Origin of the sequence: Caballeronia sp. M1242 (assembly GCF_017220215.1) — a bacterium.
Classification (GTDB): Bacteria; Pseudomonadota; Gammaproteobacteria; order Burkholderiales; family Burkholderiaceae; genus Caballeronia.
This window is the reverse complement of sequence record NZ_CP071129.1, coordinates 2,908,562-2,932,255: the sequence shown is the minus strand read 5'-3', so window position 1 is coordinate 2,932,255 and position 23,694 is coordinate 2,908,562. Positions and strand designations below refer to the sequence as shown.

24 protein-coding genes, 1 tRNA gene and 1 pseudogene are annotated in these 23,694 nt (G+C 60.4%); 12 read left to right on the top strand and 14 right to left on the bottom strand.

All coding sequences use genetic code 11. The features are described 5' to 3' along the window. Nucleotides 1–425 precede the first annotated feature (425 nt). The 4 genes from rpmH to yidC all read left to right on the top strand — a co-directional run bounded on the left by rpmH (nucleotide 426) and on the right by yidC (nucleotide 3,191). Nucleotides 426–560 (top strand): 50S ribosomal protein L34, encoded by a 135-nt coding sequence (rpmH, locus tag JYK05_RS13695; protein WP_004198824.1) that lies wholly within the window; start codon nucleotides 426–428, stop codon nucleotides 558–560. A gap of 91 nt (nucleotides 561–651) precedes the next feature. After that, on the top strand, nucleotides 652–1,128 hold the full coding sequence (rnpA, locus tag JYK05_RS13690; protein ID WP_175940563.1) for a ribonuclease P protein component: 477 nt from the start codon (nucleotides 652–654) through the stop codon (nucleotides 1,126–1,128). A 57-nt stretch (nucleotides 1,129–1,185) separates the two neighbouring features. Continuing rightward, nucleotides 1,186–1,515 (top strand): membrane protein insertion efficiency factor YidD, encoded by a 330-nt coding sequence (gene yidD / locus JYK05_RS13685; protein ID WP_206467307.1) that lies wholly within the window; start codon nucleotides 1,186–1,188, stop codon nucleotides 1,513–1,515. An 8-nt stretch (nucleotides 1,516–1,523) separates the two neighbouring features. Further along, complete coding sequence (gene yidC / locus JYK05_RS13680; RefSeq protein ID WP_206467306.1) at nucleotides 1,524–3,191, top strand: membrane protein insertase YidC; 1,668 nt, start codon at nucleotides 1,524–1,526, stop codon at nucleotides 3,189–3,191. A 93-nt stretch (nucleotides 3,192–3,284) separates the two neighbouring features. On the opposite strand, the gene JYK05_RS13675 is transcribed toward yidC, so the two are convergent. Next, a complete protein-coding gene (locus JYK05_RS13675; RefSeq protein WP_175938860.1) occupies nucleotides 3,285–3,779 on the bottom strand; it encodes a hypothetical protein in 495 nt (164 codons plus the stop codon). A gap of 181 nt (nucleotides 3,780–3,960) precedes the next feature. Beyond that, nucleotides 3,961–4,377, bottom strand: a complete 417-nt coding sequence (locus tag JYK05_RS13670; RefSeq protein WP_175938858.1) for a transcriptional regulator — start codon at nucleotides 4,375–4,377, stop codon at nucleotides 3,961–3,963. A 300-nt stretch (nucleotides 4,378–4,677) separates the two neighbouring features. On the opposite strand from JYK05_RS13670, the gene mnmE reads away from it, so the two are divergent. Then, nucleotides 4,678–6,066, top strand: coding sequence for a tRNA uridine-5-carboxymethylaminomethyl(34) synthesis GTPase MnmE (gene mnmE / locus JYK05_RS13665; RefSeq protein ID WP_175940562.1), 1,389 nt, complete (start codon nucleotides 4,678–4,680; stop codon nucleotides 6,064–6,066). Between the two features lie 5 nt (nucleotides 6,067–6,071). Here mnmE and JYK05_RS13660 read toward each other — a convergent pair whose 3' ends face one another. Both JYK05_RS13660 and JYK05_RS13655 read right to left on the bottom strand, forming a co-directional pair. Next, complete coding sequence (locus JYK05_RS13660; RefSeq protein ID WP_175938856.1) at nucleotides 6,072–6,542, bottom strand: SgcJ/EcaC family oxidoreductase; 471 nt, start codon at nucleotides 6,540–6,542, stop codon at nucleotides 6,072–6,074. Then, nucleotides 6,539–7,165 carry a LysE family translocator gene (locus JYK05_RS13655; RefSeq protein WP_175938854.1) on the bottom strand — a complete coding sequence of 209 codons (627 nt, stop codon included), beginning with the start codon at nucleotides 7,163–7,165 and terminating at the stop codon, nucleotides 6,539–6,541. The genes JYK05_RS13660 and JYK05_RS13655 overlap by 4 nt, the downstream gene beginning before the upstream one ends. A 398-nt stretch (nucleotides 7,166–7,563) precedes the next feature. Here JYK05_RS13655 and sap1 point away from each other — a divergent pair, with 398 nt between their 5' ends. Then, entirely contained in the window at nucleotides 7,564–7,908 is a 345-nt protein-coding gene (sap1, locus tag JYK05_RS13650) for a surface attachment protein Sap1 (protein WP_175938853.1), read from the top strand. 195 nt (nucleotides 7,909–8,103) lie between these two features. Beyond that, complete coding sequence (locus JYK05_RS13645) at nucleotides 8,104–8,655, top strand: YaeQ family protein (protein ID WP_175938850.1); 552 nt, start codon at nucleotides 8,104–8,106, stop codon at nucleotides 8,653–8,655. Between the two features lie 3 nt (nucleotides 8,656–8,658). Here JYK05_RS13645 and JYK05_RS13640 read toward each other — a convergent pair whose 3' ends face one another. After that, a complete protein-coding gene (locus JYK05_RS13640; RefSeq protein WP_206467305.1) occupies nucleotides 8,659–9,066 on the bottom strand; it encodes a VOC family protein in 408 nt (135 codons plus the stop codon). Nucleotides 9,067–9,436: 370 nt separating this feature from the next. Between JYK05_RS13640 and JYK05_RS13635 the strand changes: the two are divergent. The 5 genes and pseudogenes from JYK05_RS13635 to JYK05_RS13615 form a co-directional block, all read left to right on the top strand. Beyond that, a pseudogene (locus tag JYK05_RS13635) lies at nucleotides 9,437–9,582 on the top strand (IS3 family transposase); the annotation flags it as partial. Nucleotides 9,583–10,064: 482 nt separating this feature from the next. Further along, on the top strand, nucleotides 10,065–13,142 hold the full coding sequence (locus JYK05_RS13630; protein WP_241269812.1) for a type I restriction endonuclease subunit R: 3,078 nt from the start codon (nucleotides 10,065–10,067) through the stop codon (nucleotides 13,140–13,142). Beyond that, nucleotides 13,132–14,421: a restriction endonuclease subunit S gene (locus JYK05_RS13625; protein ID WP_175938844.1), complete on the top strand. Its 1,290-nt coding sequence runs from the start codon at nucleotides 13,132–13,134 to the stop codon at nucleotides 14,419–14,421. Before JYK05_RS13630 ends, JYK05_RS13625 begins: the two co-directional genes overlap by 11 nt. Next, nucleotides 14,418–15,620, top strand: a complete 1,203-nt coding sequence (locus JYK05_RS13620; protein ID WP_175938842.1) for an AAA family ATPase — start codon at nucleotides 14,418–14,420, stop codon at nucleotides 15,618–15,620. Before JYK05_RS13625 ends, JYK05_RS13620 begins: the two co-directional genes overlap by 4 nt. Further along, a complete protein-coding gene (locus JYK05_RS13615; RefSeq protein ID WP_206467304.1) occupies nucleotides 15,617–17,236 on the top strand; it encodes a type I restriction-modification system subunit M in 1,620 nt (539 codons plus the stop codon). The genes JYK05_RS13620 and JYK05_RS13615 overlap by 4 nt, the downstream gene beginning before the upstream one ends. A 1,295-nt stretch (nucleotides 17,237–18,531) precedes the next feature. Here the strand turns inward: JYK05_RS13615 and JYK05_RS13610 are convergent. From JYK05_RS13610 to JYK05_RS13580, 9 genes are all read right to left on the bottom strand, one after another. Then, nucleotides 18,532–19,362 (bottom strand): hypothetical protein, encoded by an 831-nt coding sequence (locus tag JYK05_RS13610; protein ID WP_175938838.1) that lies wholly within the window; start codon nucleotides 19,360–19,362, stop codon nucleotides 18,532–18,534. 657 nt (nucleotides 19,363–20,019) lie between these two features. Then, complete coding sequence (locus tag JYK05_RS26685; protein ID WP_371826389.1) at nucleotides 20,020–20,202, bottom strand: hypothetical protein; 183 nt, start codon at nucleotides 20,200–20,202, stop codon at nucleotides 20,020–20,022. A gap of 184 nt (nucleotides 20,203–20,386) precedes the next feature. Further along, the gene (locus JYK05_RS26680; protein ID WP_371826388.1) at nucleotides 20,387–20,794 is read right to left on the bottom strand and encodes a hypothetical protein; all 408 of its coding nucleotides are present in this window, start codon (nucleotides 20,792–20,794) and stop codon (nucleotides 20,387–20,389) included. Continuing rightward, on the bottom strand, nucleotides 20,730–21,089 hold the full coding sequence (locus JYK05_RS26675) for an Arm DNA-binding domain-containing protein (RefSeq protein WP_371826387.1): 360 nt from the start codon (nucleotides 21,087–21,089) through the stop codon (nucleotides 20,730–20,732). Before JYK05_RS26675 ends, JYK05_RS26680 begins: the two co-directional genes overlap by 65 nt. A 190-nt stretch (nucleotides 21,090–21,279) precedes the next feature. Continuing rightward, a tRNA-Ala gene (locus JYK05_RS13600) sits at nucleotides 21,280–21,355 on the bottom strand. A gap of 66 nt (nucleotides 21,356–21,421) precedes the next feature. Continuing rightward, nucleotides 21,422–21,772, bottom strand: coding sequence for a c-type cytochrome (locus tag JYK05_RS13595; protein WP_175938836.1), 351 nt, complete (start codon nucleotides 21,770–21,772; stop codon nucleotides 21,422–21,424). A 12-nt stretch (nucleotides 21,773–21,784) separates the two neighbouring features. Further along, the gene (locus tag JYK05_RS13590) at nucleotides 21,785–22,576 is read right to left on the bottom strand and encodes a BON domain-containing protein (protein WP_175938834.1); all 792 of its coding nucleotides are present in this window, start codon (nucleotides 22,574–22,576) and stop codon (nucleotides 21,785–21,787) included. A gap of 23 nt (nucleotides 22,577–22,599) precedes the next feature. Continuing rightward, entirely contained in the window at nucleotides 22,600–23,187 is a 588-nt protein-coding gene (locus tag JYK05_RS13585) for a phosphoheptose isomerase (protein WP_206467303.1), read from the bottom strand. 134 nt (nucleotides 23,188–23,321) lie between these two features. Then, the gene (locus JYK05_RS13580) at nucleotides 23,322–23,675 is read right to left on the bottom strand and encodes a YraN family protein (protein WP_206467302.1); all 354 of its coding nucleotides are present in this window, start codon (nucleotides 23,673–23,675) and stop codon (nucleotides 23,322–23,324) included. Nucleotides 23,676–23,694: the final 19 nt, after the last annotated feature.

The window sequence follows — 23,694 nt, the reverse complement described above, 5'->3', positions numbered from 1 at the left end:
CGAGTGCGGTCGTTATGGTTGCTGCGCGCCACCTGCGGCCATGCTTGCCGAATGCGTCCACTTACGTCGGATGGTTCGGCAAGTCCCGGCACGGCCAAGCAGGCATGCTCCGGAGGCTTACGCCGCAAGGGTTTGCGGGCGAACGGCGGGCCGAAGCAGCGGGCGGATATTTGCGAGTAAGGCGAGATTCTAACGCCAAACCCTCGCGGCGCGCGAGTTATCCACAGGGTCAAATCACCGCGCCGAAAGAGGGCGAAACACGCGGGTTGCACCGTCGATGGGCGCTAAACTATTGACGGTCAATAGGAAAACGGTTTAAATAGCGGGTTCCGCGAAAACAGAATTCCTGAACCTCCGGCCATCGTGCTTGCAGTGACCACACTGGAGCCAAGCCCGCGCGGTCATTCAACTCAAGTGAGAGCACCATGAAACGTACTTACCAACCTTCCGTGACGCGCCGCAAGCGCACCCATGGCTTCCGCGTTCGCATGAAGACCGCTGGCGGCCGCAAGGTCATCAACGCTCGCCGCGCGAAGGGCCGCAAGCGCCTGGCCATCTAAGACAGGCACGGTGCTGCTCGCAGCCGCGTCGCGTTCGGAGACGGATGCATCGGAAGGTGGCGAGCCGCTTGCCGAGCGCCGCACAGAAGTCTTGAAACAGGACATCGTCGAGTTGCCGGCGTCGGCCGCGTTCCCCAAGGCCGCAAGGCTGCTGAAAACGGATGAGTTCTCATCCGTTTTTCGTTTGCGCCCCTGGCGGCGTTCGCCACACTTCGTTCTGTACGGCAAGCCCACGGGCAACGAAGCGCGGCTCGGGCTCGTCATCGGTAAAAAGCAGGCGCCGCGCGCCGTCACGCGCAATCTGATCAAGCGGCTTGCGCGCGAAGCGTTCCGGCTGCGTCGCGAAGAGTTGCGCGGATTCGACATCCTCGTGCGGCTGCACGCAAAAATCGACCGCAAGGCGATGCCGAGCGCCAGTTCGCCGCCGCTCGGCGCGCTGTGCCGCGGCGAGCTGGAAGTACTTTTCGACCGTGCCGTGCGCGAAGCAGCGCGCCGCGCGGCCGAACCCGTGGCGGCGCCGCCATCTGCGCCCGCCGTCGACGATTCATCCGGCCCTTCCGGGTCATGAAGCGCGGGCCGCGTCGGTTTGCCTCTCACCGCAAACCGGGCGCGCAGCGCGAAGCTTATGCAAACGGCACTCATCGCGTTGTTGCGCTTCTACAAGGTTGCGATCAGTCCCCTGCTCGGCAACCGGTGCCGCTTTTACCCTTCCTGTTCCGACTACGCGCGCGAGGCAATCCAGTATCATGGCGCCGCGCATGGCACGTATCTCGCCGCAAAACGGCTCTGCCGCTGCCATCCCTTTTCGGCGGGCGGCGTCGATCTCGTGCCGACACCGTCCCGTGGCTCCGGTTCTCCATCCGCTTCCAATCAGGCGGATAGCCCGACTGCAGGTTCCGCCCAAGAAAAGCATTCACCACTAAACGGCGCAAAAGCGCTTACCGATCGACACTGAGACAACGCATGGATATCAAACGCACCGTCCTATGGGTCATCTTCTTCGTGTCAGTTGTCATGCTGTTCGACAACTGGCAGCGCGACCATGGGCGCCCGTCGATGTTCTTCCCGAGCGCGACGCAGCCGGCCAAGACCGCCAGCAATCCGGCACCGGGCTCGGCCACGCCGGGCGCGCAGCCTTCCGAACTGACGAACGCGCCGGCAGGCGCCGCGCCGGGCACCTCGACGCCGCCCGCCACGGCGGCTTCGCAGCTCGTCAAGTTCACGACGGACGTGTATTCCGGTGAGATCGACACGCGCGGCGGCACGCTCTCGAAGCTCTCGCTGCTGAAGGAAGGCGACGGCAAGCAGCCCGATCTTTACATCACGCTCTTCGATCACACCGCGAACCACACGTATCTCGCGCGCACCGGCCTGCTCGGCGGCGACTTCCCGAATCACAACGACGTCTTCACGGCGGTGCCGGGCCAGACGTCGCTGTCGGGCGACGCAAAGACGCTGACGCTCGCGTTCGAATCGCCGGTGAAGGGCGGCGTGAAGGTCGTGAAGACGTACACGTTCACGCGCGGCAGCTACGTGATCAACGTCGATACGAAGATCGAGAACGTCGGCAATGCGCCGGTCACGCCGAAGCTCTACATGGAACTCGTGCGCGACAACACGCCGGTCGAGACGCCGCGCTTCTCGCACACGTTCATCGGGCCGGCTGTCTACACCGATCAGAAGCACTTCCAGAAGATCGATTTCAGCGACATCGACAAGAACAAGGCCACGTTCGAGCCGTCCGCGAACAACGGCTGGATCGCGATGGTGCAGCATTATTTCGCGTCGGCGTGGATTCCGAAGGAAGGCGCGCAGCGCGACATTTACGTCCAGAAGATCGATCCGGACCTGTACCGCGTGGGCGTGCAGCAGCCGGTGCAGACCATCGCGCCGGGACAAAGCGTGACGGTCGATGCGCGTCTTTTCGCCGGTCCGGAAGAAGAGCGCATGCTCGAGGGCATCGCGCCGGGTCTGGAACTGGTGAAGGACTACGGCATGGTGACGATCATCGCCAAGCCGCTTTTCTGGCTGCTCGAAAAGATCCACGGTTTCGTCGGCAACTGGGGCTGGGCGATCGTGCTGCTGACGCTGCTGATCAAGGCCGTGTTCTTCCCGCTGTCGGCGGCGAGCTACAAGTCGATGGCGCGCATGAAGGAAATCACGCCGCGCATGCAGCAGATTCGCGAGCGCTTCAAGAGCGATCCGCAGAAGATGAACGCGCAGTTGATGGAGTTGTATAAGACCGAGAAGGTGAATCCGTTCGGCGGCTGCCTGCCCGTGGTGATCCAGATTCCGGTGTTCATCTCGCTGTACTGGGTGCTGCTGTCGTCGGTGGAAATGCGCGGCGCGCCGTGGATCGGCTGGATTCATGATCTGTCGCAGCAAGACCCGTATTTCATCCTGCCGGTGCTGATGGCCGTGTCGATGTTCCTGCAAACGAAGCTGAACCCGACGCCGCCGGACCCCGTGCAAGCCAAGATGATGATGTTCATGCCGATCGCGTTCTCGGTCATGTTCTTCTTCTTCCCGGCTGGTCTCGTGCTGTATTACGTGGTGAACAACGTGCTGTCGATCGCGCAGCAGTACTACATCACGCGGATGATGGGACAGCGTAAGAAGAAGGTGGCTTGAGGTTTTTGGCTGCTGGTTTGGATGGGAAAACGCCCGGCTTTGCCGGGCGTTTTTGTTTGGCGCTGTCGAAGGTCGGCTACCGCTCCGCTTCTTTCACGGCTTCTTCTTTGGTTGCGATGCGCTCCCGGACAGATGGTCGCCGAGTCGTTCATCTAGCCGGTTCAGCTTGGCCAGAACTAGGTACGCGGCGGCTGTTGCCTCCCGAATATCGCGACGAAAAGCGTCCTCGTGTTCATAGCCTTGGAACGCCGGTACGGTTTCAGCCGCCTCCAGCCGGGTCGAGACATACGGCGTTATGTCCTCACCGTCCAACAGCATCGTTCCCCGGTGGCCGAGGAGCATGGCCAACGACGTCCGATTCTTTCCCCGCGGCATCGTCTTCGCATCGAACCAGTTTTTCACGGTCGTAGCCGTTACGCTCGCGTCCGGGTCCGCATGCGCGAGTGCGTGAACGAGGTCGTCCGGATGTCCGACGCGGAAGAGCTTTTGCTTGAAATAGGGAACGTCACGCTGGATGGTGTCGGCCACGTCTGCGACCAGCAGCCGTAAGCCGCGCGCGAAGTCCTGTTTTGTACGATTGGTCGCCATGCAGGTAGTGTCGTGGACATTCCGGTCCGCGTCTCCAAACTCGAATTTGCGATCTCGAATTCGAATTTGTATCCGCAGCTGGACCGAGCCGAGCCCCTTGCGCCGCAAGCCTTCCCGCCATAAACGGCGCAAGATAAATCTCGCGGATCAGAATTGGAATATTTCGTCGCAGCGGACGCCGCTACCGCTTCATCGCCCCATAAAACTGGTCGATAAGCTCCTCCAGCAGATACCGATGATGCGGCGACAGCGCCTCGATCTTCGACGCAAGCTCCAACGTGTCCTCGGACGCCGGATACTTTTCGTCGCGCGCGAGCGGCTTCGGCGCAGTCTGCGCGCCGCCGCTCGGCGGCGGGCCGTAATGCAGCCAGTGGAGATCCACTTTCAGCCATTCAGCCAGTGTCTGAAGCTTGTCGCTCGTGGGGATCGAGCGCCCGGTGAGCCACTTGTGCGCGGTTTGGGGCGACACCGGCTCGCCCTGGTACCGCAGATTGAATTTGTTCGCGAGATCGGTCGCGCCTCGCATCTTCTCGGGCGACCGGGCCATGGAAAATTTGAGCCGTTCTGAGAAATCGGCCTTCTCTTGCTGTGTTGGCATGCGTTCAATTGTGCAAGGCAATCGCTGCCCATACGTCAACCAACTGCGCTAGATCTGGCGCGTATCAGACGTCGTTTATCCTGTCTGCGCGACCGAATGCTTGCCTGATGTCAGCCGTGCGACAGCTGGATGGCCATGCGAGACGCGCGTTAGCCCGCTAGTCAATCAATACGCTGCTGCACAGCGCGAACCGGAATCGTATCTTTTTTAAGATAATGCAAGAATTGTCCTAGCTGATCGGATCAATATCCCCGCGATACAATGCCGGCTCCTCCCGACGCCTCCGCTCCGACCGCCGCCATGCTGACCAACGACACCGATCCCATCGTCGCTATCGCCACCGCGCCGGGGCGCGGCGGAATCGGCGTGGTGCGGCTTTCGTTCGGGCGGGCGGGCGAGGCGGCCGCGCACCAGGCGATGCATGCGCTCTGCGGCCAGCCGCTCGCGCCGCGCCACGCGAGCTACGTGCCGTTCATCGACGGCAACGGCGAAGCGCTCGACCGCGGCATCGCGCTGTACTTTCCCGCGCCGCATTCGTACACGGGCGAGCACGTGCTGGAATTGCAGGGCCACGGCGGGCCGATCGTGCTCCAGCTCGTGCTGCAACGGGCGATCGAGGCCGGACGCGACTTCGGCCTGCGGCTCGCCGAGCCCGGCGAGTTCACGCGCCGCGCGTTTCTCAACGACAAGCTCGATCTCGCGCAGGCGGAAGCGGTCGCCGACCTGATCGAAGCGAGCACGGAAGCCGCCGCGCGTTCGGCCGGCCGCTCATTGGAAGGCGCGTTCTCGCGCGAAATTCACGCGCTCGTCGAGGAGGTGATCACGCTGCGCATGCTGGTCGAGGCGACCCTCGATTTCCCGGAAGAAGAGATCGACTTTCTTGAAGCCGCCGACGCGCGCGGCAAGCTCGCGCGTATCCGCGAACGGCTGGATCGCGTGCTCGCCGACGCGCGGCAAGGCGCGCTGCTGCGCGAGGGGATGTCGGTCGTGCTGGCGGGCCAGCCGAACGTCGGCAAATCGTCGCTGCTGAACGCGCTCGCCGGTGCGGAACTGGCAATCGTCACGCCGATTGCGGGCACCACGCGCGACAAGGTCGCCCAGACGATTCAGGTCGAGGGCATCCCGCTGCATATCATCGACACCGCCGGCTTGCGCGAGACCGAAGACGAAGTGGAGCGCATCGGCATCGAGCGCACGTGGGGCGAAATCGAGCGCGCGGACGTCGTGCTTCATTTGCTCGACGCTCGCACCGGGATGACCGCCGACGACGAGTCCATTGCTGCCCGCTTTCCGCGAGGCGTGCCGGTCGTCCGCGTGCTGAACAAAACTGATCTCGCGAGCGCACCGGCCGCCGTGCGCGAAGGCGACGACCATGCGCGCGAAGTCAACCTGTCCGCCAAGACGGGCGACGGCATCGCGCTGCTGCGCGAGCAGTTGCTGAAAATTGCCGGTTGGCAGGCCGGCGCAGAAAGCGTGTACCTCGCGCGCGAACGGCATCTTATTGCGCTGCGCGAAGCGCGTGGGCATCTCGCGCTCGCCGCGGATCACGCGAGCCAGCAATCGCAGGTGCTCGACCTCTTCGCCGAGGAATTGCGGCTCGCGCAGGACAGCCTGAACGCGATCACCGGCGAATTCACCTCCGACGATCTGCTCGGCGTCATCTTCAGCCGATTCTGCATCGGGAAGTAAAGCGGTCAAGCCGCGCGCGGCGGCCCCAATTCACGCAATTCGGCCGTGAGCTTTTCGGCTTCCTCGAGCCGTCCGTGAAATGCCGCCGGCGTGTTCTGGAACATCTCGATCGCGTACGCGCCGTCGCAAAGAGAAAGCACGAGCGTCTGCACGGCGTTGAAGCGCGGATCGAGCGCGTCCTGTCCGCGCGGCCACATGCCGGCCACCGCCCGCAGCAACAGCGTCTGCCCGGCCGCCATGCGCCTGACCTCGCGCACTTTTGCGACGAAAAGCGGCGTCGGATGCGCCGCGAAGATTGGCGTCAAATGCGCCTGGATACAGGCCCGGCCGTCGATGGCGCTGCCGTCGAAGCCGACGAGGCTGCCTCGCTCGGCAAAGCGCCCGGCCATGGCGGCGGCGTCCTGCCGGTTCCAGTCGTCCAGCAGCGCGAAATACACGCGCCGCGCGCTGGCGGTCCAATCGTCGATGCCGTTCATGCTGCCCTCTTCCAGGCCGCAGCGAACACGCCCGCGCCCATCAGCAACGCGCCGCCGGTGCGGTTCACGGCGCGCTGCACCGAAGTCTTGCGGATCGCGCGGCGCGCTCCGGATGCGAGCAGCGCATAAGCGAACGCGTTCGCCGCCGCGATGCCCACGAACGTGGCTTCCAGAATGGCGATCTGCGAGACGGACGCCGCGTGCGGATCCACGAACTGCGGCACGAAGGCGACGAAAAAAATGATGCTTTTGGGATTGAGCGTGGTGACCGCGTAGGCGTGCGCCATGATGCGGCTCGTGCGCAGCTCGCCGGCCGGCTTGACGGCATCCGTATCGACGACCGGCGCGCGCCACAGCTTCGCGCCGAGATAGAACAGATAAGCCGCGCCGATCCATTTCACAGCCATGAAAAGCTCCGCCGATGCCGCGAGCACCACGCCCAGACCAAGCATCGAAGCAGTCATCGCGGTGAGGTCGCCGAGCGCGACGCCGACCGTCGTCGCGAATGCGTATTTGCGGCCGTGACCGAGCGCGTACGAGACGACAAGCAGGACTGTCGGCCCGGGAATCGCCACGAGAATTGCCGAAGCGATTGCAAACGGCAGCCATTGAGCGAGCGTCATTCCGAATTCTCCTTGCGTAATGCCGTCGATTTATCCACGAACCGGCGTGCGTGACAATAGGCCGTTCGGCTAGCTTCCGCCACTGACCATCGGCTGCTATGCGCGTTGTCGCGGCCCGACAAGAACCGCTTCTGCGGCGCATCAAAAGCGCAGCGAGACAAATCGCCGCACTGGCCCACTGCTGTCGGTGAATTCATTTTCAATTTCACCCTTTAATCGGCCGGTTCGTCGTAAAGGTGACGGCAACTAATCTCCGGGATAAACACTGCGACATTGCGTCTTGTTGCAATCGCACACAACATATGCTTGCAACGCGACGCCGCTCATTTAGCATGAGTTCACGCAACCGGTTTTATATACGTTGCTAATGTCGCGGCTCGAGTCCGGAGGCTCTATTCATGAAGAAACGCGCCAGTGCTGTCTTCGCCGTGGTGAGCTTGTTTGTCGCGGTTTCCGCGGCGTACGCGCAGGACAACGCCATCCAGCCACAACAGACGTTCAAATTCAGGCCGAATTCGTACGGCTGCTTGTCGAAAGATAAATTCGATTCCGCGGATCAACACGCGAGAGCCGGCGAGCATCAGCAAATGCAGCAGTTCTTTGAAGGCTTCGAGTGCATATCGACGCCGGTGGAGTCGCATTTTCGCGTGCTGCGCGTGGTGGGCCACGACATCGAATTCGTGAATGCCGCCAATAGCGACACGCAAGGCATGTGGACCGCGGATCGCTTTATCGATCAGTAAGCGGTCGTATTCAACGTGCCTTAAACGGCGCGGTCGCCCGCTCGGGCTGACCGCGCGATCCGCACTTCCAATTCCACATCGATTCGCCGCACAATGTCGGGCTCATCGCGCCCGACGTGCGGCTTTCGCCGTTGCGCCGTGCCGCTTTTCAACTTCTTATGAATCGCCGGTCGCGAGCGCCGGCGTCATCGCTGCATGGCTCTGAAATCCACCATTTACAAGGCCGATCTCCAGATCGCCGACATGGACCGTCATTACTATGGCGATCACTCGTTGACCATCGCGCGGCATCCGTCCGAGACGGACGAACGCATGATGATTCGCGTCGCGGCGTTCGGTCTGTTCGCCGACGAGCGGCTCGAATTCTGCAAGGGCCTCTCGGATACCGACGAGCCCGATCTTTGGCAGAAGGACCTCACCGGCCAGATCCAGTTGTGGATCGAGGCGGGTCAGCCGGACGAACGGCGCATAGCGAAGGCCAGCGGGCGCGCGGACCGCGTGGTCGTGATCGCGTATGCGGGAAAGACGGCCGACATCTGGTGGCAGGGCGTGCGCGCGAAGGTCGAGCGACTGCAGAACGTGACGGTGTGGTCGCTCGCGGACGGCGTGGCGGAAGCGCTCGGCAAGCTGGCCGAACGGACGATGCGCCTGCAGCTGACGGTGCAGGATGGCGAGGCATCGCTCGGCAGCGCGACGGTCGACCCGGTGGCGATTCGCTGGAACGTGCTGAAGGCGCCGGGCGCGTGAGGCTTAGGCTTCCGGCGGCCCTTTGAGCTCGATCATGTTGCCTTCGGGATCGAACAGATAGAGCGACGGACCGAACCCTTCTGCGCCGTAACGCCGCGCTTCCTCGCCGATGCCCGCGCCGTGCGTCTCGAGGTGCGCGCGCAGGGCGGCGGCATCGAAGGGTGCGACGCCCAGGCACAGGTGATCCATGTTGCGGCCCGCGCCCGGCTGGCCGCTCTCCGGGCGGTCGATGGATGCGCCGACGGCGAGCAGATCGATCAGCGAGCGGCCGGCGCGCATCTGCACGAGACCGATATCGCGCTGCTCTTTCTCGACCGCGCAGCCGAGCGCGGTGCGGTAAAAGTCGATCATCACGTCGAGGTCGATGCAGCGAATCACGACGTGATCGATTTCGCGGATCTGGATGGGCATGGTGCGTTGCTCGCTCGCGAGGTGCTTGCGGAGGAGTGTACGCGGGATGTGGGGTGTGCGAGGCGCGGAAAAGACAAAGGGCTCGGTGTGGTACCGAGCCCTTGGAATTCGTGGTGGAGAGGAAGAGGATCGTATGATCTCGCTGCGGGCCGCCAGACGGGCGTAAGGCTCACCAGCGATTTTAAAATATGCCCCCAGCGAAGGGCTTTGAGCGGGATCATTCAAGTACGCCATCGAACTCCCGACCACGTCCGGTGAATCTCCGCGTACAGACCCCTTGGGCGACTGTACAGACTACCGAGGGACCAGACATATCGCAAACGTTTTTTCGAAACAAATGAAATACCGGTAGCCGGGTATGCATCGGGAAGACCCCGAAGCGATTAGCTGGGCGGCGACGACCGGCTGACACAGCGGCGATGTCGTGCGCGACGTGATGCTCGCTGCTGTCGAACAGCGCTTCGGCACGACACACAGGCCGCGCAGCCCATCGAGTGGTTGTCGGATAACGGCTCAGCCGGGCCATCGCGCCGCATTAGCCAGACCCGCCTGCGGTGGGCATACACGCGAACACGAGGGGGCCTTGAGGAGGGTTGCTTGAACTCTCCGTTGCCCGACGTGGACCGGCAGCAGGACGAGAAGTGGCCGGCAGGCGAAAGGTTGCTTCGGCTAGAATTGAGGGCCGATAACGGCAAGCCGTAAGCAGCTGGCAGAGCGGAACCTCGAAACGGTCCTGGGGTGGGTCCGAGTTAAGTCTTTCGTTCGATGACGAGCCGTGGGTCGTGATCGCGCAAGGAAATCGTTACCGAGTGCGGATTTGCGAAGTCGCCGCTCGACCAGAGCCCGCGCATCAAGGCCTCCCACGATACATGAGCGGAACGTTGGACCGCACACTTGCGAGCTTATAAGTGGTTGCAGTACATCCCAACGGACACAGAACATAGCGACCCGCCACCCGCATTGCATTCCGAGCCATAGCCAACGCACGTTCCTCCCACATGCCTTCATCCAAGTTCACCTACGATCTGCCGTCCGGAGCACCGAGCCCCCTTGTCAAGGAAGAGCACATCGAATACGGCTTCCTTGGCAAGCTTCAGAACTTGAAGTACGAATACCGCGACGACATTCGCGATCGCGGCGCACTAGAAAAGAACTTTCGGGAGAAGTTCGAGGCCCTCAACCGCGTCAGGCTGACCGAAGCCGAGTTCGCCAGGCTCCTGGATGAAATAGTTACCCCGGATGTCTACACCGCTGCCAAGACACTGCGGGGCATCAATGCCTTCACCCGCGACGACGGCACGCCGTTGAACTACACGCTGGTGAACATCAAGGACTGGTGCAAGAACCACTTCGAGGTCGTTCGCCAGCTCCGCATCAACACCGACAACAGCCACCACCGCTACGACGTTCTCATCCTCATCAACGGCGTGCCCTGTGTGCAGATCGAGCTGAAGACCCTAGGCGTGAATCCACGCAGGGCAATGGAGCAGATCGTCGAATACAAGCACGACCCGGGCAACGGCTACACCAAGACGCTACTCTGCTTCATGCAGCTGTTCATCGTCAGCAACCGCGACCGCACCTACTACTTCGCCAACAACAACGTCCGCCACTTCGCCTTCAATGCCGACGAGCGCTTTCTGCCCATCTATGAGTTTGCAGGCGAGGACAACCGCAAAATCACCCAACTCGACGAGTTCGCCGAACACTTCCTGAGAAAGTGCGACCTCGGCCGCACCATCAGCCGCTACATGGTGCTGCTTGCGGGCGAGCAAAAGCTTATGATCATGCGGCCATACCAGGTCTATGCCGTGCAACACATCGTCAAGTGCATCGACGAAGACAACGGGAACGGCTATATCTGGCACACCACTGGCAGCGGCAAGACGCTCACGTCCTTCAAGGCCTCTACCCTGTTAAAGGAAAACGAACACATCCACAAGTGTCTGTTCGTCGTCGATCGAAAAGACCTCGACCGCCAGACCCGGGAAGAGTTCAACAAATTCCAGGAAGGTTGCGTCGAAGAAAACACCAACACCGCCGCCCTCGTGCGCCGCCTGCTTTCAGAGGACTACGCCGACAAGGTTATCGTCACGACCATTCAGAAACTCGGCCTCGCGCTGGACGAAAACAGCAAGCGCAATAAGCAGCGCAGCAAAAGCGGCCAGGCCACTTACAAAGAGCAGCTCGAAGCACTGCAGGACAAGCGCATTGTCTTCATCTTCGACGAATGTCACCGTTCGCAGTTTGGCGACAATCACAAGGCCATCAAAGCATTCTTTCCGAGGGCGCAGCTCTTCGGTTTTACCGGCACGCCGATATTTGGTGGACCCAACGGCAACGCCAGTCGCATAAAAGTCGACGGTGACGTGGCGTCGTATCGGACCACCGAGGAGCTCTTTCACAAGCAGCTCCACGCCTACACCATCACCCATGCCATCGAGGATGGCAACGTCCTGCGCTTCCACGTCGACTACTTCAAGCCCGAGGGTAAGAACCCACCAAAGCCCGGCGAAGCCATTCCCAAGAAGGCTGTCATCGAGGCCATTCTTGCCAAGCACAATGCAGCCACCGGCGGGCGCCGCTTCAACGCTATCCTCGCCACGGCGTCCATCAACGAAGCCATCGAATACCACGCTCTGTTCAAGACCATGCAGGCGGACAAGCAGGCTAGCGATCCCGATTTCAAGCCGCTGAACGTCGCCTGCGTCTTTTCGCCGCCTGCCGAGGGCGACCCAGATGTGAAGCAGATCCAGGAAGACCTGCCGCAGGAACAGGTGGACAACGAAGAAGATCCCGAGGGCAAGAAAGCTGCGCTCAAGGCCATCCTCGCCGACTACAACGCCCGCTACGGCACTAACCACCGCTTGAGCGAGTTCGACCTCTACTACCAGGATGTGCAGAAGCGCATCAAGGACCAGCAGTGGCCAAATGCCGACTACCCGGCCGCGCAGAAGATCGACATCACTATCGTGGTGGACATGCTGCTCACTGGCTTCGATTCCAAGTTCCTGAACACGCTCTATGTGGACAAGAACCTCAAGCACCACGGCTTGATCCAGGCGTTCTCCCGCACCAATCGCGTGCTCAACGGCACCAAGCCCTACGGCAACATCCTCGACTTTCGCCAGCAGCACGATTCCGTCGATGCTGCCATCGCCCTCTTCTCCGGAGAGAAGACCGGCGAGCAGGCGCGGGAAATCTGGCTCGTGGACAAGGCACCTGTGGTCCTCCGGAAGCTGGAGACCGCAGTGCAGAAGCTGGACGACTTCATGACGTCCCAGGGCCTTGCCTGCACGCCCTCCGACGTAGCCAACCTGAAGGGCGACGAGGCCCGCGCCGCCTTCATCAGCCACTTCAAGGAAGTCCAGAGACTCAAAACCCAACTGGACCAATACACCGACCTCAGCGAAGACAACAAGGCCGCCATTGAGCAGGTGCTGCCCGATGAAAACCTGCGCGGCTTCAAAGGCCAGTATCTGCAAACTGCCAAAGAGCTCAGAGCGCAGCAGGGCAAAGACGTCAAGGAAGGTAATAGCCCCGGCAACGATGACCTCGTGGACCAGCTCGACTTCGAGTTTGTCCTTTTCGCTTCCGCCGTCATCGACTACGACTACATCATGGGCCTCATCGCCAAGTTTTCCGCCAAGGGGCCCGGCAAGGCCAAGATGACCCGCGAGGAACTTATCGGCCTCATCAGCGCCGACGCCAAGTTCATGAACGAGCGCGACGACATCGCAGAATACATCGCCACCCTCCAGGCGGGTGAGGGCCTCTCTGAAGCCGCCATCCGCGACGGCTATGCCCGCTTCAAGGCCGAGAAGAGCGCCAAGGAAGTCGCCGACATCGCCGCGAAGCACGGCCTTACCACCGCCGCCCTTCAAAGCTTCGTGGACGGCATCCTCGACCGCATGATCTTCGATGGCGAGCAGCTCAGTGACCTGATGGCCCCACTCGACCTCGGCTGGAAAGCCCGCACCCAGGCGGAGCTTGCACTAATGGAAGATTTGCATCCCCTACTCATCAAACGCGCCGGTGGCCGCGACATTTCAGGATTAAGCGCGTATGAGCAGTAAGACAAAAGCCCCCGACATGAAGAAAAAAACAACGCCCGAGTTGTTGCCGAGGTTGCGGTTTGCAGAGTTTCGGGGTGCGAAAGGATGGGAAAATAAACTCATCGGACCTTATCTTGAAGACTCCTCTGGTCGCGTGCCGCCTGATACCGAGTTACCGGTCTATAGCTCCACGCGGGAGGGGTTGAAACGCCAGGACGCCTACTTCGCCGGTCAAGTTCTTCAAAACAAGAACGAATACGGTGTGGTTCCACCGGGTTGCTTTGTTTACCGGCACATGAGCGACGACGGCCTGTTCAGATTCAACATCAATGAAACAGGCGGAGAGATTGCCGTAAGCAAAGAGTATCCCGTTTTCAGCACCAAAGGTCTTAACCCACGTTTCTTGCTCGCCAAGTTGAATGATGGCCTCGACTTCAAAGAGTTTGCTCTATCGCAAAAAGCCGGAGGCACGCGAACCCGGCTCTATTTCGACAGGCTTTGCGAGTGGCGTACATCGCTGCCGTCACCCGCTGAACAACAAAAAATCGCCGAATGCCTGTGTTCGGTGGATGAGCTGATAGCCGGGCAAGCGCGGAAAGTGGACGCGATCAAGACCCATAAAAAAGGTCTGATGCAGCAGCTCTTCCCCCGCGAAGGCGAAACCCAACCCCGCCTCCGCTTCCCCGAATTCCAAAACGCCGGGGAGTGGCAGGATGAGCATCTTGGCGATTATTTCGATCCCATTCGCAATGGCTTTGTCGGCACCGCGACGCCCTATTACACGACGAGCGATGGTGTTCGATACCTTCAAGGGCGGAACATCAAGCAGGGGCGGATCGAAGCCGAAAATCTTGTTTTCATTACCAGTGAATTTCACAATCGGCAGCGCAAATCGCACCTCAAGACAGGTGACATCTTGATGGTCCAATCAGGACATGTCGGAGAGTGTGCAGTTGTTGGTCCCGATTTCGCTGGGACCAACTGTCACGCGCTAGTCATTCTCACTCCGAAGCGCAAGCTAAGTTCAGAATTCTTCGCTCACTACTTCTATTCGCCAATCGGTAAACTTGCGATCTTCACGATTACGACCGGCAACACAATCAAACACATTCTGGCCAGCGAGTTGAAGACTTTGCCGGTGCTTGTTCCCGGCTTGGCCGAACAGCAACGCATTGCCTCCTGCCTGAGCAGCCTCGACGCATGGATCTCCGCCGAAGCCCAAAAACTCGAAGCCTTCAAGACTCACAAGAAAGGGTTGATGCAGCAGCTTTTCCCGTCCCCGGGAGAGATTGACGCATGAGCACCAAGTCGAAGATCAATAAGTACGCCAACCTCAGCACACTCGCGAGAAAGCTGCGGTCTGACCTCACCGGGATTGAACTCATCCTTCTCTATGCCTACAACCGCACAGGCAAAACGCGGCTGTCGATGGAGTTCAAGGACGAGGGAAAGCGCAAGAATAGCGGCACCCCCGACACCCTCTATTTCAATGCCTTTACCGAAGACTTGTTCACCTGGGACAATGATCTGGACGGTGATGCTGTCCGGCGGCTCCAACTCAATACCAACTCTACCTTCTTCAATGGCCTGAAAGACCTCGCACTGGACGAAACGCTTGCCGGCTACCTCGACCGCTACGCGGACTTCGATTTCGACATTGACTACGAGACATGGAAGGTCACATTCCGCAAAGGTGAGGCCGAAAATATCAAGATCTCCCGTGGCGAGCAGAACATCTTCATCTGGTGCCTCTTCATGGCCATTTGCGAGCGGATGCTCGACGGTCACGTCTCCTATCAGTTGAACAAATATCTCTACATCGACGACCCCATCTCCTCGCTGGACGACAACAACGCCATCGCCGTGGCCTGTGATCTCGCACAGCTCTTGCGCCGGGCTGCAAGCCGCAAAGACCAGAACGGCGTGCCCGCGCCCATCAAGGTGGTTTTCTCATCCCATCACGCCCTTTTCTTCAACGTGATGTGTAACGAGATTGGCAGAGCAAAAGAGGGCGAGCCGAGAGTGACCCACAAGCGCTACTTTCTGCATCGTCCGAACGGAGACGGCGTGTATACCCTGCGAGCTACAGAGGACACGCCCTTTTTCCATCACGTCGCGTCACTTGCGGAGCTCCACCTTGCTGCGGCCCCCAACACCGGCAAGCTCTACACCTTCCATTTCAACGCCCTGCGCAGCATCATGGAAAAAACGGCGTCGTTCTTCGGCCACGCTGACATCTCCTTCTGCCTCAAGGCGCTGAGCATCGAGGAAGACCGTGCACTCTACAACCGCGCTCTGAACCTCCTCAGTCATGGCAAATACGCCATCCATGAGCCGACCGAAATGGGGGAGGACAACAAAGAGCTGTTCCGGCGCATTCTTGAAGACTTCACGACCAAATTCCGATTCGACCTGCCTGACATTCTTGAGACGGCGCCAACACCGACACCAGCCGTAGCACCCGCAGCAACCTCCGCCGCACCTGCCACGACCCCATGAACGAATCCAAACAAAAGCAACTCAACCAGACCCTCTGGAGCATCGCGGACCAACTCCGCGGCGCCATGGATGCGGACGACTTCCGCGACTACATGCTGTCCTTCCTTTTCCTGCGCTACCTTTCAGACAATTACGAAACGGCGGCGAAGAAAGAGTTGGGGCGGGACTACCCTGATGTGGAAAGCGACATCCGCAATGTGCCGCTGGCGCTCTGGTATGCGAACAACGTTGACGACATCCCGGCGTTTGAGAAGCAGATGCGCCGGAAGGTGCATTACGTCATTCAGCCCGCGCATCTCTGGAACAGCATCGCCAACCTGGCCCGCACCCAGGACGCAGAGCTGCTGAACACCCTGCAAGAGGGCTTTAAGTACATCGAGACGGAATCCTTCGACAGCACCTTTCGGGGTCTGTTCTCCGAGATCGATCTGAGTTCCCCGAAGCTCGGCAAAACCTACGCCGACCGGAACGCCAAGCTCTGCGCCATCATCCAGAAAATCGCCGAAGGACTGGCGGAGTTCTCCACCGACGTCGACGCGCTGGGCGATGCCTATGAATACCTGATAGGCCAGTTTGCCGCTGGGTCCGGCAAGAAGGCTGGCGAGTTCTACACCCCGCAGCAGATTTCCGACATCCTCTCCTCGATCGTCACGCTGGACAGTCAGGAACCGAAAACCGGGACGAAGAAGCGGCTAGAAAGCGTGCTGGACTTCGCGTGTGGCTCTGGCTCGCTGTTGCTCAACGTGCGCAAGAAAGTGGCCAAGGCGAACGGCACCATCGGCAGGATCTTCGGCCAGGAAAAGAACATCACGACCTACAACCTCGCACGCATGAACATGCTGTTGCACGGGGTGAAAGACACAGAGTTCGAGATCTTCCACGGGGATACCCTGCTTAACGAGTGGGACATGATGCGCGAGCAGAACCCGGCCAAGAAGCCCGGCTTTGACGCCATCGTTGCCAACCCGCCCTTCAGCTACCGGTGGGAACCGACCGAGGCCCTGGCCGACGACGTGCGCTTCAAGAGCCACGGCCTCGCGCCCAAGTCTGCTGCCGACTTCGCTTTCCTGCTGCACGGTTTCCACTACCTCAAAGACGAAGGCGTGATGGCGATCATCCTGCCGCACGGGGTGCTTTTCCGAGGTGGGGCGGAAGAACGCATTCGCATCAAGCTGCTGAAGGACGGGCACGTCGACACGGTGATCGGCCTGCCCGCCAATCTGTTCTATTCCACCGGCATCCCCGTCTGCATCCTAGTGTTGAAGAAGTGCAAGAAGCCGGACGATGTGCTGTTCATTAACGCAAGCGGGCCGGAGAACTTCGAGAAAGGCAAACGCCAGAACCAGCTCAAGCCCGAGCACATCGCCAAGATTATCAAGACCTACCAGTTCCGCGAAGAAGAGGCGCGCTACTCGCGCAGGGTGGAGATGGGCGAGATCGAGAAGAACGATTTCAACCTGAACATCTCACGCTATATCAGTACGGCGGTGAACGAGACGGAGATCTTTCTGGATGAGAATCACCAAGAACTGGTGGAGATAGAAAAAGCGATTGCGGCTGCGAAGGACAAGCATAACGCTTTCTTGAGAGAACTGGATTTGAAGCCGTTGCCATAGGCGCTTACACTGACTATCCGTGCAGGCCACCGACTCCCCGCGCCGCCTTTGCTTCGGGCTTTCGCGCCCGCGTCGCGGGCTTGCCTTGCTTTGAGCTATAGAGCCCTGAAAAGACCATCCCCGCAACCGGACTTTTACGCGTTGGCCGCGCGCGGTCAGCCCTCCATCAGGTATCGGTTCGCACGCGCATCGTGCAGCACGTGATGCCGGCCGCCATGCTCGCTGAAGTACATTTCCGAGCATCCCGCTCAGCGCTTGGCCGATGCGGCATGCTAGCCAGCCACCCGGTACGTCGCCCGGAAGATGGACGAACAAATCTCAGTCGCCTGCATAGGAGGACGGGTTAACGCCTGTTCCAAGATGCGATCAATGTCGTGCGTCGGAGCGAGTCATGCCGAGTATCAGGACTTTCCCGCGAGGACAATGGGAGGCGCTAGGACGCAGGCTGGATACGCTGCCGGAAAAGGCGAAAGACACTCAGCTGGTCAAAGTAGGGGATGGCTTTTAATCCATTCGGACACAGATCGGCACGGCGCGTGAGAAAGGTTACACGCGCAATGAAGTAATCGAGCAGGCCGCACAGGAAGGTATCCAGGTGACGCTCGATTCCCTGAGGTATGCGATGCGCCGTGCGGAAGCAAAGGGGCGAGTTCGACAGAGCGGTAAGGACGTAGCACGAGAGCATGTGTCTGCAGCTACACGAGGCAGGAAGTCGTCGCCGACCGAAACGGCTTAAGGCAATCCGCTACGTAGCGGATCACAGCAGAAAGAAAATGGGGGTGTAGCCAGACCTGGGCAACAGGTACAGGGCTTCCTCCGATTTCCGATCAGGCCGGATACCGAAAACCTGTAGAGGTATGAGGTGGCAACCGAAAATTCCCCCATCCATACGTCAGTGGCAGCACGGACGGTGTTGGCGTCTGTCAATGCGCAAAGCGGCGGAAACAAAGCAAATCGGCGAGCGGGCGAAGTTGCTGCTCTGGCGCGTTATTGAGCACGATGTTTGCCACGATGACGATTGTTCCTTCACGTCATGGGTCGGTTGCCTGACGGTGCCGGGCTCGTGCCTTTGGAGCGAATTTCGCGCCCCCTTCGGTCCGTTCTGCCTGGCATGGCCCCGAACGGGATCCCGATGGAATGAGCGGAGAGCCCTTATCGGCGCCCTCCCGGGAGCCGGGTGGACATTCCACGCCGTTTGCGGCGCGCCCGCGCAATTCGCCTTTTCTTAGAGTTGCATCGCTAATCGCTTCTTCGAACTTAGGCGCCTATCCGTTCGCCGCTTCCCGCACACTTCTTTACGCTTCGTGGACGAGCCATGTAACGCCGAGATAATCGCTCGTGAGTTCCCGAATTGCGCTTACAGCTTCCTCCGGAGTATTGAGGTGCTTACGACGCGCAGGACGTTGGCGCTTCATTCTGAAATCGGTATCTGCATCCGACTTGCGTCGCCGTATTCTTCGACCCTCATCCCACCAGTCGCCAATTGTCTCGAAGAACTCCTCATATTCTTCCCGTAGCGATTTGGCGTCGAACCTTACTGTGCGTTGCGACTGAATCATTCCGTCTACGGACGCTCGTTGGATCTTCAAGCCAGACTGAGGTTCTTGCGAGAAGCGCGCCGCGCCTTTCAAGGCTGGATCGTACACAATACAGTGCGACTCTTCGTCGCCACGGGGAATCGATGCACATCCCGAAACATCAATCCACGCTGAATTCGATACGACTTGCGCACTACGAAAGTGCGTATCTAGCTCGCTGCGGCGCGTAAAAATCGGCGCACAATAATAGAATTCACGCGACCGCTTTTGCGAGAAGCGATGGATCAAATTGTATTGATCGACGTCGAGCGAAAACGCAAAGTAAGGAGAGCCTACAGCGGCACGAAAGTGCTTATTTGACGGACTGCTGCCATCAACTCTACGAGAAACCTTGTGCTGAAGGTAAAGTGACCTGTACGACTTTCCTGTGCTGAGCTTAAACGAAACATCGTATCCCAGCCGCTTCTCTTGGTTCTGAGTCGGGATGTACGGACAGCCGACCAGCGTTGAACCGCTAGCCGCGCAGAACTCTGAATTAAATGCAAACTCGAAGACTCGTTCGGAAACCCCTGGTAGCTGAACCGACATTTGTAACCTTGGTATATGTGCAACACGTCACGTATCGCGAGTTGGCGATGATACACGAGCCAGGATTGGCAATGACCAGCACACTTCTTCCGTCTCGTGTCAAATCTGGAATGCGCACGCGGACTCGCCAATATGCGCCGCTGGCTGTCCGCTACGGTCCACGAATTTTTCATGAGGATAACGGCTGTGGCGCTTTGAACTTAGGTGGTTCGCTTGGTCATAATGATTGCTGTGGCGGCAAGTCGGGAACGTCAATGCTCGCCAGACGACGTGCACTTTTACGTGAATGAACGGTGGTTGGACTCGCTTTCAGTCTTATGTGCCGCTTTGGCGAGCACGATCACCGATCTAGAGGTTCAAGTTGGCGCTCTGATCGATCACATTCGCCAACATATGAATGGGGCCGCTGACGGAGTCCGATACGGCTGGATGACACATCCGATCAAGGTTGAACGGAATCCCGCTTTGCGAAGCGGTCGCATTGAGTTTTCCTGACATCGACCGAAGATGCAGCATTCAGCCACCATAAGAAAAAAGCTCGCTCGAAACACCTCTCGGCCGAATCGGCCTCACTTCTGCGCCCGCCTTCAGCCGATTCAGATAGTCAACCCACGCCTGCATCATCGCGATCCGGTCGTCGATGAACCGGGTGCGATTTTATTCACTACCGAGCGAGTCGGGCACCCGATGCGCCAGTTGGTGCTCGATAACTTCGGCCGGAAACCGGAGCCGTTCGTGAACGATGGTCCGAGCCGTGGCCCGAAATCCGTGGCCGGCGATCTCGGTTTTCCTGTCGAAGCCCAGCCGCTGCAGCGCGGCATCGATGGCCGCTCCGCTCATAGGGTTTCAGCGATCCCGACCTGTAGAGACGCAACGCCATTTTCCCGTCAGCGCCTGCAACTCTTTCAGGATATCTACCGCCGGTGTGGCCAGTGGTGCCAGATGCTCCATGTTCGTCTTGGAAACGGTATAGCGTCATTCGCGGCGTTCCAGATCTATCTGCGTCCACTCAGCCTGCCTCAGTTCACCGGATCGTACGAACAGCAACGGCGCAAGTTGTGCAGCGCGGTGCGCACGACCAGTGTCCCGGAAAAGGTATCGAAGGCGCGCAGCATTTCCCCGACCTTCTCGGGATCCGTAATCGAGGCGAAGTGGGTATGCCGTTGGGCCGCAGCGCGCCACGTAAATCGGCGCTCACATCGCGCATTGCGCGCCCGGTCACGGCGGCGTAGCGAAAGATCTGGCCGCAGTTCCGCTGAAGCCGGCGTGCGGTTTTGTGAGCGCCCCGCTTCTCGGCACGGCGCAGCACTTCGAGCGGCGTGATGTCGGCAATGTAACGCGATCCAAGCCACTGAAACAGGTCTTCTTCAACCGTCCCATGATCTTCTCGGAGTCGCTCGGCGCCCAGCCGCGCGCATGCTGCTCGAACCACTCGAGCCGCGACAGCCTCGAAGGTAGTGGCAGCGTTGAGCCGCGCCAGGCGCTTTTTGTCTTTCTTGGCCTGGACAGGGTCGATGCCATCGGCGAGCAGCGCCCGGCTCCATCGCGTTTTCTGCGCGCGTGACATCCGGATGAACGCCCAGCGCCAGCTTCCGCTCCCGGTCGTTGAACCGCCAGTATTTGCCGCCGGAGGGAGAAATCTCGAGATACATGCAGCGGCCGTCAGAGACCCGGTACGCCTTCTCATGCGCGGCAGCCCGGCGAACTTCCAAATCGGTAAGAGGCATGGGACACCTCCCGTAGCGTGGAGGCCTAAATTTCTGGCAGGCTCAAAAATGAGCCTGATGCCCCTAAAACTGCGCTGAAAGGCCCCCGGCTGTGAATGGAAACCCCAATCGGGGAATGGAAACAAGAACCCCGCGAGCCTTCCGGGACGCGGGGTCTGCAGAATCCTCTGGAACTGCCCGGAACACGTGATGGTGGAGAGGAGGAGGATCGAACTCCCGACCTTCGCATTGCGAACGCGACGCTCTCCCAGCTGAGCTACCCCCCCAACGAAGTGCGATTCTACCACAGCGAAGCGGCCTGCGATCAAGCCCCTCCGATGCGCCACAACGTGTTACTTCTGCGGGGCCCCCGCGAGCACCCACGCGACGACGGTCTTGATGTCGCCGTCGTTCATCGCGGGGTGCGAGGGCATCGGAATCGAGCCCCACACGCCGGCGCCGCCGTCCTTCACTTTCTTGGCGAGCTTGGCGCTCGCCTGAGCATCGCCCTTGTACTTCTGCGCGACCTGCTGAAACGACGGTCCCACGAGCTTGCGATCCACCGCGTGACAGCCCATGCACGCATTGCTGCGCGCAATCGCCATCGCGTTCGCCGAGGAAACCGACGCAACCGGCTGATCCGCCGCCACCGCATAGCCCGATGCCGCCAACAACGCAGCCACGACAAACCTTGCTTCAACCATCTTGACGCACCATTACTTCGCTGAACTGGAACTGCCCGGACGCACATCAGAATTCTTGACGGGCGCCGGAGTCTGCTGATCGAGCGGCCGCGACGTCACCGACGAATCCGGCACCGTGCCGACCGTCGCTTCCGCAGGCGCGGGCGTCGGCGCCGTCGATGAACTCGCGCCCGACGCCGCCGCTGCCAGCGCCTTCGCTTCTTCCGGCTTGATGTACTGATAGACCTTCACGACCTGCTCGACGCCCGACACGCGCGCCGCCACATCCGCGCCATGCGCGCCTTCGTCCTGCGTGACGAGGCCCATCAGATAGATGATGCTTCGTTCGCACACCACCTTGTAGTAGTTGGCCGACAGATCCTTCTCGCCGACCATCGCGGTCTTCACGCGGCCTTCGAGGTACGAATCGTTAGCGCGCGACGATATCGAACTCGCCGGCTGCACCGACAGTTCGTTCACGATACCGCCCACGTTGTTGATATCGCGCACGACAGCTTCGGCCTTTTGCTTGGACGCGTCGTCGGGCACTTCGCCCGTCAGCAGCACGCGCCGGTTGAACACCGTCACGTTGATGTGCGCCTGATCGGACACGTTCTCCTTGATCCGCGAAAGCGCCTTTACCTGAATCTCGCGGTCTTCGGTCTGCGCGCCGAGCGTGCGGCGATCCGTGGCGATCAGCGTGCCACCCGCCGCCGCGCCCACCACCGCGAGCGCGCAACCCTGCATCGTCAGCGCGACGCCGGACAACAGGCTGACCGTCAGCGTGGCTTGAGCCAGCGCCGCCTTGACGCGTGTCTTCTTCATCAACTCCGTTCCCCCTTTTAGATTCAGTCTCCGCCCAGCAGCATCGCGTCGATGCCGTCGCACAGGCAATGAATGGTCAACAGATGTATTTCGTGGATACGCGCGGTCCGTTCGGACGGCACGCAGATGTGGATGTCTGTATCAGCGAGCACGTCGGTCATCGCGCCGCCGCCGTCGCCGGTCAGCGCGATCGCGACCATCTCGCGTTCGTGCGCTTCCTGCACGGCGGCGAGCACGTTCACGCAGTTGCCCGATGCACTGATCGCCAGCAAGACGTCGCCGGCTTGTCCGAGCGCGCGGACCTGATTGGAGAAGATCTGCTCGAACGCGAAGTCGTTGCCGATGGCCGTAAGAATCGAGGAATCCGTGGTCAGCGCGATAGCCGGCAAGCCGGGGCGTTCGCGCTCGAAGCGGCCGATCAACGCGGCCGCAAAGCGTTGCGCATCCGCCGCCGACGCGCCGTTGCCGCATACGAGAATCTTCGAGCCGTTGGCGAGCGCGCTGAACAGCGTATCGACGGCGGCCGCGATGGGCACCGCGAGCGTATCGAGTGCTTCGAGCGTGTGTGCGGCGCTGTCGCGGAATTGCTGTTGAATGCGTTCGACTGACATCGACTCTCGGTGTTCGGCCGCGATGCGGCGTTCATTGCGTGTGGCGTTGGAAGCGAGGCGCGCGCAAATCGCGGCGCGCGTCCCGGCGTTGAGTCTGCGCAGTTTACCGCATGCACCCTGCGCCGAACCGCGCGCTACGACTCGTCCGCGCGAAACGCATCCGGCAGCCAGCGAATCTCGCCCGCGTCGAATGCAATCACATCAAAGCGGCACGCCGGAAGCGCGCCGCGCCACGTCGTCAGATAGTGCTGCGCGGCGCGCACGAGGCGCGCGCGCTTCGTCGCGCCGATGCTCGTCGCCGCATCCGCGAACCGGCGGCTCCTGCGCGCCCGCACTTCGACGAACACCAGCGCGCCGCGATCATCCATCATCACGAGATCGATCTCGCCGCCGCGACAGCGCACGTTTCGCGCGACAAGTCGCATGCGCCGCCGCTCGAGATAGTGAAGCGCGCGTGCCTCGAAAGCATCGCCGAGCGTTTTGGACATTCGTGCTCCGTGAAAGTTG

What these genes read in the sequence shown, in the direction of transcription:
- JYK05_RS26685 (WP_371826389.1), bottom strand. Translation starts at nt 20,202, where the DNA reads ATGAGCGGAGCGGCCATCGATGCCGCGCTGCAGCGGCTGGGCTTCGAC.
- JYK05_RS13655 (WP_175938854.1), bottom strand. Translation starts at nt 7,165, where the DNA reads ATGACGCTCGCTCAATGGCTGCCGTTTGCAATCGCTTCGGCAATTCTC.
- JYK05_RS13620 (WP_175938842.1), top strand. Translation starts at nt 14,418, where the DNA reads ATGAGCACCAAGTCGAAGATCAATAAGTACGCCAACCTCAGCACACTC.
- JYK05_RS13640 (WP_206467305.1), bottom strand. Translation starts at nt 9,066, where the DNA reads ATGCCCATCCAGATCCGCGAAATCGATCACGTCGTGATTCGCTGCATC.
- JYK05_RS13625 (WP_175938844.1), top strand. Translation starts at nt 13,132, where the DNA reads ATGAGCAGTAAGACAAAAGCCCCCGACATGAAGAAAAAAACAACGCCC.
- rpmH (WP_004198824.1), top strand. Translation starts at nt 426, where the DNA reads ATGAAACGTACTTACCAACCTTCCGTGACGCGCCGCAAGCGCACCCAT.
- JYK05_RS13645 (WP_175938850.1), top strand. Translation starts at nt 8,104, where the DNA reads ATGGCTCTGAAATCCACCATTTACAAGGCCGATCTCCAGATCGCCGAC.
- JYK05_RS13670 (WP_175938858.1), bottom strand. Translation starts at nt 4,377, where the DNA reads ATGCCAACACAGCAAGAGAAGGCCGATTTCTCAGAACGGCTCAAATTT.
- JYK05_RS13595 (WP_175938836.1), bottom strand. Translation starts at nt 21,772, where the DNA reads ATGGTTGAAGCAAGGTTTGTCGTGGCTGCGTTGTTGGCGGCATCGGGC.
- yidC (WP_206467306.1), top strand. Translation starts at nt 1,524, where the DNA reads ATGGATATCAAACGCACCGTCCTATGGGTCATCTTCTTCGTGTCAGTT.
- sap1 (WP_175938853.1), top strand. Translation starts at nt 7,564, where the DNA reads ATGAAGAAACGCGCCAGTGCTGTCTTCGCCGTGGTGAGCTTGTTTGTC.
- JYK05_RS13590 (WP_175938834.1), bottom strand. Translation starts at nt 22,576, where the DNA reads ATGAAGAAGACACGCGTCAAGGCGGCGCTGGCTCAAGCCACGCTGACG.
- JYK05_RS13615 (WP_206467304.1), top strand. Translation starts at nt 15,617, where the DNA reads ATGAACGAATCCAAACAAAAGCAACTCAACCAGACCCTCTGGAGCATC.
- JYK05_RS13580 (WP_206467302.1), bottom strand. Translation starts at nt 23,675, where the DNA reads ATGTCCAAAACGCTCGGCGATGCTTTCGAGGCACGCGCGCTTCACTAT.
- JYK05_RS13630 (WP_241269812.1), top strand. Translation starts at nt 10,065, where the DNA reads ATGCCTTCATCCAAGTTCACCTACGATCTGCCGTCCGGAGCACCGAGC.
- JYK05_RS13675 (WP_175938860.1), bottom strand. Translation starts at nt 3,779, where the DNA reads ATGGCGACCAATCGTACAAAACAGGACTTCGCGCGCGGCTTACGGCTG.
- JYK05_RS13610 (WP_175938838.1), bottom strand. Translation starts at nt 19,362, where the DNA reads ATGTCGGTTCAGCTACCAGGGGTTTCCGAACGAGTCTTCGAGTTTGCA.
- mnmE (WP_175940562.1), top strand. Translation starts at nt 4,678, where the DNA reads ATGCTGACCAACGACACCGATCCCATCGTCGCTATCGCCACCGCGCCG.
- JYK05_RS13585 (WP_206467303.1), bottom strand. Translation starts at nt 23,187, where the DNA reads ATGTCAGTCGAACGCATTCAACAGCAATTCCGCGACAGCGCCGCACAC.
- JYK05_RS13660 (WP_175938856.1), bottom strand. Translation starts at nt 6,542, where the DNA reads ATGAACGGCATCGACGATTGGACCGCCAGCGCGCGGCGCGTGTATTTC.
- JYK05_RS26675 (WP_371826387.1), bottom strand. Translation starts at nt 21,089, where the DNA reads ATGCCTCTTACCGATTTGGAAGTTCGCCGGGCTGCCGCGCATGAGAAG.
- yidD (WP_206467307.1), top strand. Translation starts at nt 1,186, where the DNA reads ATGCAAACGGCACTCATCGCGTTGTTGCGCTTCTACAAGGTTGCGATC.